General features: G+C 75.0%; 4 protein-coding genes. 1 reads left to right on the top strand and 3 read right to left on the bottom strand.

What is annotated here, in order from left to right; translation table 11 throughout:
• Positions 1 to 148: 148 nt before the first annotated feature.
• The 3 genes from IE260_RS03705 to IE260_RS03715 all read right to left on the bottom strand — a co-directional run bounded on the left by IE260_RS03705 (position 149) and on the right by IE260_RS03715 (position 4,860).
• A complete protein-coding gene (locus tag IE260_RS03705; RefSeq protein ID WP_189868986.1) occupies positions 149 to 1,447 on the bottom strand; it encodes a hypothetical protein in 1,299 nt (432 codons plus the stop codon).
• A 181-nt stretch (positions 1,448 to 1,628) separates the two neighbouring features.
• Positions 1,629 to 2,921, bottom strand: coding sequence for a GAF domain-containing protein (locus tag IE260_RS03710; protein ID WP_229880391.1), 1,293 nt, complete (start codon positions 2,919 to 2,921; stop codon positions 1,629 to 1,631).
• Between the two features lie 304 nt (positions 2,922 to 3,225).
• Entirely contained in the window at positions 3,226 to 4,860 is a 1,635-nt protein-coding gene (locus IE260_RS03715) for an acyl-CoA dehydrogenase family protein (protein ID WP_189868987.1), read from the bottom strand.
• Between the two features lie 110 nt (positions 4,861 to 4,970).
• Between IE260_RS03715 and IE260_RS03720 the strand changes: the two genes are divergently transcribed.
• On the top strand, positions 4,971 to 6,104 hold the full coding sequence (locus tag IE260_RS03720) for a YihY/virulence factor BrkB family protein (RefSeq protein WP_189868988.1): 1,134 nt from the start codon (positions 4,971 to 4,973) through the stop codon (positions 6,102 to 6,104).
• Positions 6,105 to 6,364 lie beyond the last annotated feature (260 nt).

Consider the following 6,364-nt stretch of genomic DNA (forward strand, 5'->3'; position numbering starts at 1 on the left):
CCGTGGGGCGGTGGTGACGTCGGTCGGCCGGTGCCGGGTGGGTGCGGGGTGGTTTCGCCGGGGGGCCGGGGCCGGTCGTCGTGCGGGCCGCCGGTCGCGTGGCCCGGACGGGCCGAGTGCGCTGCTTCCGGCCGCGCCGGGTGTGGTGTCAGGCGAGGGAGTCGTGCACGGTCGCCAAGGGGAGGGCGAAGAGCGTTCGGCCCGCCTGCGACCACACCTCGCCCGTCTCCGCCCAGTACGACAGCGAGCCGGCCGGCGCGCTCCAGCACCGGTGCGACCGGTCGGCCCCGCACTCGGTGGACCGCGCGCCCTCGGTGCTCTGCCGCCACAGCGTGCCGCGTCCCTCGGCCGCGCGTCCCAGGTACCAGTCGGTGGTCGGCACGCCGGCCGGGCGGTGCGACAGCACGCCGCCGACCTCGGCCGCCTGAGTCTCGTACGCCTCCAGGGCCGTCACCTGCCCGGCGGAGTCGGCGGCCGGCAGCCCGGCGCGGGCGGGATCCGTGCCGAGCGCGTAGCGCCACAGCCGGGTGGGCCGGCCGGCCCCCGCCGGCACCCGCTCGGCGGCGACCAGGCTGTCGGGGGCCGTGCCGCGGTCGAGGGAGATCGCGCCGGGGCGTGCCGCACCGGGCGTGTCGGGGAGGCCGTAGGAGGCGACGGCGGGCAGCACGTACCGGTGGCCGTGCGCCGCCCAGCCCCCGGGAACCCGTCCGACGGCGCCGGCGTCGGACGTGGTGCGCTGGATGCGGTCCACGTCGTACACGTACAGCGCGTTGCGGTCCCCGGCGCCGGTGGTGACCAGCAGCTTGTCCCGGTACCAGACCATGCCGGACACGGGGGAGGAGAGCCCGCGGTAGTCGCGCCCGCCGTCGACCGGGACGGCGAGCAGCGCGGAGGCGTACTCCAGGTGCCCGGGATCGTCGGCGTCGACGAAGGAGATCCTGGCGAGGCCGCCGTCGGCGGTGCCGTCCTCGCGGGACCAGGCCGAGATGATCACGCGGTTCCCGCCCCAGCGGCCGTCGTCGTCGGCGTCCCCCGAGGTGGTGACCGCCCCGGGCCGCCAGCCCCGGGTGTCGCCGTCGTCCCAGCAGTAGACGCGGGTGGCCGCGGGCGCGACGGGCAGCGTCTCGCGCTCCCCGGCCGAGCAGTCGGCGGCGTCGCGCAGCGTGTGGTCGGCGGTGTCGAGGACGGCGCCGACCCCCACGGGACCGCCCATCGCGGAGGCGAGCCGGTCGAGCCAGCGCTGCGGCACCCGGTGCTCGGTCAGGCTCAGCTCGTCCGCCGCTGAGGCGGCCAGCGGCTTCAGGGCGCCCGGGTCGTCGGCGACCGTGTCGGCCTGCGAGGCGCTGATCAGCGTGGCGGCGGCCGTCAGGGCGAGGCCGGCCCCGGTCAGGGCGGCCCGGAGCGCCCGTCCCCGCTTGCGTCGGCGGTGTCTGCCGCGATGCTTCATAGAACCTCCACGGGCGGCGCGCCAACTGCGCCCGATGGTCCGTGCGTTGACCGAGGCGCGGATGGGGCGGCCCGTGGAGGATGCTACGGCAGGCGGGCGGGTTCGCGGACGCGGACGGTGCAAATATGCGGAACAAACCACCTTCACCACCGCCCGGAAGGCCGAACGGGTGCATGGGTGTTCAGGGCGCCGGTGCCGGGGCCGCACGGGCCCTCGCCACCGCCGGAGCCGTGGAGTGCGGCAGCAGGTCGAGCGGGTCCTCCGGGAGCAGCACCTCCACCTCGGCGTCTTCGCGGAATCGATACGGCCGGTGTTCCAGGTACGCCCCGAGGTACCGCCGCACCCGCGACATCTCGGCGCGCACCGTGACCTTGCGGGCAGGGTCGCCGAACATGTCCTCGGCCAGACCCGCGGCGCTGCGACCGCCGCGGTGGACCGCCAGGAGGTACAGCAACTCGGCGTGCCGGGGACTCAGTTCCCGGGCCCAGGGCCCCGCGCCGCACCTCACCCGCACCGACCAGCGGCGCGGCCGGCGCAGGTCCAGCAGGATCCGGGCGGCTCCGCACGGCACCGGCTCCTCGGCGGCCCGCAGCAGCCAGCCCTCGGCCAGCGGCTCCACGGTGCACGGTCCGAACACCGGCAGTGACTTCGGCCCCCCGGCCGGCGACCTGGGCAGCGCGACCCGTTCCATGTACGGCATCCCCGTCACCGCCGCCGTCCAGCCGTCCCGGTCCACCACCAGGGCACGGCCGCCCAGCCGGGCCAGTACCGGCGCGGCCACCGCGCGCAGCCGCTCCAGCGACTGCAGATGCCGCTCGCGCAGCCGGGCCTCGGCGAGCTTGGCCACCGAGTCGACCCAGGCGAGCGTGGCCGGGTGCATCGTCTCCAGCGGCCCGCTCACGTCGACCACGCCCAGCAGCCTGCCGTCACGCGGATCGGTGATCGGCGCCCCGGCACAGGTCCAGGTGGCGTGCGAGCGCACGAAGTGCTCGGCGGCGAAGACCTGTACCGGACGACGGGTGACCGCCGGGGTGCCGACGCCGTTCGTGCCGACGACGTCCTCCCGCCAGTCCGCCCCCAGTTCGAAGCCGAGCCCGTCGGCCTTGCGCAGCACCGGGGGACTGCCCTCCCGCCAGAGCACCCGGCCCTCGTCGTCGGCGACCACCATGATGTGGTGGGCGACGTCCGCGACCGACAGCAGCCCCTCCCGCAGCACCGGCAGCACATGCCGCAGCGCCGAGGTCTCCCGTCGCCGCTCCACCTCCTCACGGGACAGCAGCCCGGACCGGAAGTCGTGGTCCGGGTCGACACCGCCGCGCAGCATCCGCTCCCAGGACTGCTCGATCACCGGGCGCGCCGCCACCGGGCCGGCCCGGCCCGAGAGCTTGGCGGCGCGGACCTCACTGAGCATCCGAGCCGCACGCGCCGTGTCGACGGCGGCGAACTGCGACACGTCCATCGGCGACAGCGCCACTGTGTCCTCGTCCTCCCGGAAGCATGGGGTGGGGAGGTCCGGCCCGCGGCCCCCGGCCGCGGGCCCGCGCTCCGTGCTCCGTCCCCGGATGTTCGTCTCATAGTGACCGCCTGCCCCTGCCCCGGACGCACAGTCCGTACACAGTCGGCAGCAAGTTGCAACCCCCTGCAACCCTGGTGGACCGAGGTGCTGGTGTCTGAAACTTGGGCGACGCCGTCCCGAGCGGCGCACGTGGCCTGAACGGGCCAGTGATACGGGGGTGGTGCCGTGTCGGCGCAGCACCACCCCCGTGCCGGCCCGCACGTCAGGCCGGCGGCCGGGCCCGCTCCACCACCGACGCCAGGTCCAAGGTGGTCGGCAGCGTGCCGAAGGCCGCACCCCCGTCGGAGCCCAGCCGCGAGGCGCAGAACGCGTCGGCCACCTCCGGCGGCGCGTACCGGACCAGCAGCGCGCCCTGCAGCACCAGCGCCAGCCGCTCCGCCAGCCGCCGTGCCCGCCCCTCGGCGCCCTCCAGGTCGGCGAGTTCCGTCAGCAGCCCCCTGATCGCCGCGTCCAGCCGGTGATCCGCGCCGCGCGCGAGGCCCACCTCCGTCAGATAGGCGTCGAGGACCAGCGGCTCCCGCCCGAGCGCCCGCAGGACGTCCAGCGCCTGCACATTGCCGGCGCCCTCCCAGATCGAGTTCAGCGGCGACTCGCGCACCAGCCGGGGCAGACCGGACTCCTCGACGTACCCGTTGCCGCCCAGGCACTCGGCCGCCTCCACCACCACCGGCGCACACCGCTTGGTCACCCAGTACTTGGCCGCCGGCACCGCCAGCCTCAGCAGGGCCCGCTCCCGCTCGCCGCCGTCGTCGGACGCCGCCGCGAGCCGCAGGGCGAGGGTGGTGGCCGCCTCCGACTCGATCGCGAGATCGGCCAGGACGTTGCGCATCAGCGGCTTGTCGATCAGCTTCCCGCCGAAGGCCTCGCGGTACGCGCAGTGGTGGGCCGCCTGCGCCACGGCCTGCCGCATCAGGCCCGCCGAGCCCAGCACGCAGTCCAGCCGGGTCGCCGCCACCATGTCGATGACGGTGCGCACCCCGCGCCCCTCCTCGCCGACCCGGCGCGCCCAGGTGCCGGCGAACTCCACCTCGGCGGAGGCGTTGGAGCGGTTGCCCAGCTTGTCCTTGAGCCGCTGGATCAAGAACACGTTCCGGGTGCCGTCGGCCAGCACGCGCGGGACCAGGAAGCAGGTCAGCCCGCCCGGGGCCCGGGCGAGGACCAGGAACCCGTCGGACATCGGCGCCGAGCAGAACCACTTGTGCCCGGTCAGCTCGTAAGCGCCGTCCTCGGCCAGCGGCCGGGCGGAGGTGGTGTTCGCCCGGACGTCGCTGCCGCCCTGCTTCTCCGTCATCCCCATCCCGAACAGGACGCCGGCCTTCAGGTGGGCGGGCCGCAGCTCGCGGTCGTACACCTCGGAGGTCAGCCGCGGCTCCCACTCGGCGGCGAGGCCGGGGTCGGTGCGCAGGGCGGGGACCGCCGCGTGGGTCATCGACAGAGGGCAGCCGTTGCCGGCCTCGACCTGCGTCCACATGAGGAACCCGGCCGCGCGCAGCACGTGCCCGCCCGGCCGGGTCCAGGCCCGGGTCAGGCCCGCCGAGACGCCCTTGCCCAGCAGCCGGTGCCAGGCCGGATGGAACTCGACCTCGTCGAGGCGGTGGCCGTAGCGGTCGTGCGTGCGCAGCCGCGGAGGGTTCTCGTTGGCCAGCGCGCCCCACTCCTGCATCTGGGCCGATCCGCAGGAGCGGCCGAGGCCCGACAGCTCCGACAGCGCCTCCTCGCGCAGCTCCGGAGCCAGATGCCGCTCGACCGCCGCCGTCAGGGCCCGGTCGGCGGCGAAGACGTCGTACCCGACCAGCGGCGGGGCCTGGTTCGTCACGGTGTGGGTGCTGCCTGCCATGACTGGGAACCTACCCGCCCGAGGCCCCGAGGAGGCCCGCCGGGGCCCGGCCCGGCGGCCTGAGGAGTCCGCGGATGAGAGCGACCCGGTACGACGGATACCTTTAGGTCGTGCAGCCAGCAAGTGAATCCCCCGAACGGCCCTCCGGCAGGCTCCACCGGGCCCGTGTCCTCTACCGGAACGTCTCCAAGCGCCGGACCGCCTGGCTGTTGCTCAAGGACACCGTCAACTCCTGCATGGAGTACCGCATCCTCGGCCTGGCCGCGGAGGCCGCGTTCTTCACGCTGCTGTCGGTGCCGCCCCTGCTGCTGAGCCTCCTCGGACTGCTCGGCTACGTCGACCTGTGGATCGGCGCCGACACCACCGAGAGCCTGCGCGCCAACATCCTGGACGCCTCCCGCGCGGTGCTCTCCGAGCGGGGCGTGAAGCAGATCACCGAGCCGATCCTGGACGACGTGATGAAGGGCGGCCGGCCCGACGTCATCTCCATCGGCTTCCTGTTCGCCCTGTGGTCGGGCTCGCGGGCGGTGAACGTCTTCATCGACACCATCACCGTGATGTACGGCCTCGACGGCGTCCGGGGCATCGTCAAGACCCGCCTGCTCGCCTTCCTCCTGTTCATCGTGGCCCTGCTGATCGGCTCGGTCGCGCTGCCGCTGATGGTGGCCGGGCCGGACGCGGTGGTGCGGATCGTGCCGTGGTCCACGACCGTCGTCCAGGTGCTGTACTGGCCGGTCGTCATCGTGCTGTCCATCGCGTTCCTGACCACGCTGTACCACGTCTCCGTGCCGGTGCGCTCCCCGTGGATCGAGGACGTGCCCGGCGCACTGGTCGCCCTCGGCATGTGGGTGCTCGGCAGCTTCCTGCTGCGCATCTACCTCACCAGTACCGTCGAGGGCCCCACCATCTACGGTTCGCTCGCCGCGCCCGTCGCGGTGCTGCTGTGGATCGGCGTGTCCGCGTTCGCCGTGCTCGTCGGGGCCGCGGTCAACGCGGCCATCGACCGGGTCTGGCCGGCCGCCGCCACCGCCGCGGCCCGCGAGGCCAACGAACGGCTGCGGCGGGCGCAGGTCGCCGAGTACGTGGCCCGCACCGCAGCCGCGAACGGCGAGTCGGACCCCGACATGCCGTCCGAGTTCCCGGAACGCTGGTCCCGGTTCCTGCCCCCGGAGGACGTCACGGCCCGCCTCCGCGCCCACGCCAAGGGCACCCCTCCGGACAACCACAAGCCGAACGCGTCCTGACGGCGGTGCGGGGAGGTCCGTCGGCCCCGCGCTCGTCGGCCGGCTGGTGCCGAGGGGGCGGGCGGGTCCGTCGTCCCGGTGTGTGCCGAGCTCGTCGTGACGGCGGTGCGGGGAGGTCCGCGGGCCCCGCGCTCGTCGGCCGGCTGGTGCCGAGGGGGCGGGCGGGCCCGTCGTCCCGGTGCGTGCCGAGCTCGTCGTGACGGCGGTGCGGGGAGGTCCGCGGGCCCCGCGCTCGTCGGCCGGCTGGTGCCGAGGGGGCG

Source organism: Streptomyces viridiviolaceus, assembly GCF_014650995.1.
GTDB classification, from domain to species: domain Bacteria; phylum Actinomycetota; class Actinomycetes; order Streptomycetales; family Streptomycetaceae; genus Streptomyces; species Streptomyces viridiviolaceus.

Bases quoted from the DNA above. Each gene is read 5' to 3' on its own strand.
- IE260_RS03705 (WP_189868986.1), bottom strand. From the start codon at position 1,447: ATGAAGCATCGCGGCAGACACCGCCGACGCAAGCGGGGACGGGCGCTC.
- IE260_RS03715 (WP_189868987.1), bottom strand. From the start codon at position 4,860: ATGGCAGGCAGCACCCACACCGTGACGAACCAGGCCCCGCCGCTGGTC.